This is a genomic window from Vibrio sp. 2132-1 (genome assembly GCF_033344315.1).
The window spans coordinates 1-503 of record NZ_JAWPON010000914.1; the positions used below are offsets into that span (position 1 = coordinate 1).

1 protein-coding gene is annotated in these 503 nt (G+C 42.3%); it reads right to left on the reverse strand.

Annotated features, from left to right (window positions below; translation table 11 throughout):
- Window positions 1-225: nuclear transport factor 2 family protein (locus tag R8N47_RS28700; RefSeq protein ID WP_318186546.1), on the reverse strand; the 225-nt coding region annotated here is incomplete at its 3' end.
- Between the last annotated feature and the right edge of the window lie 278 nt (window positions 226-503).

Consider the following 503-nt stretch of genomic DNA (forward strand, 5'->3'; position numbering starts at 1 on the left):
TTGGACGGAAGGTTCTAGCTGAATACACTCATACCTCTGTGAATGTATGCGAGTGCTTGAGGGTTCCTCACCTTCCATCATTTCTATGATTGAGTCGAAATCATAACTCGTACCTGATTTACCGACTTCCACAAAGCTAGGATGGATTAGACGCTCAATATCCGTTTTACTTTGACGTATTTCATACTGATGCAACTCGATCTCTTGCTCAATGAGAATATCCATTTGGTCTCCAAAACTTCAAAGGCATATAACGCGCAGTTAAGGTGTGAGAGACGCACATGCACCCTAACCTAAAATAAACTCTGATAAATCCGTGCCTATTTGGGCACTAAAACCCCAATGCGTTTCGAATCGCCTTGAACGTCTTGTTATTCCGCAACTAAAGTCGGCTATGTTTACGCCTAATCTTTTGATATGACGAGAAATGTTCGGTATGCAGGCAAAAATCGAAGCCGAAGTATTTGGCAGCTCACTACCTTAAATCGCTTTAGCGTCACTCT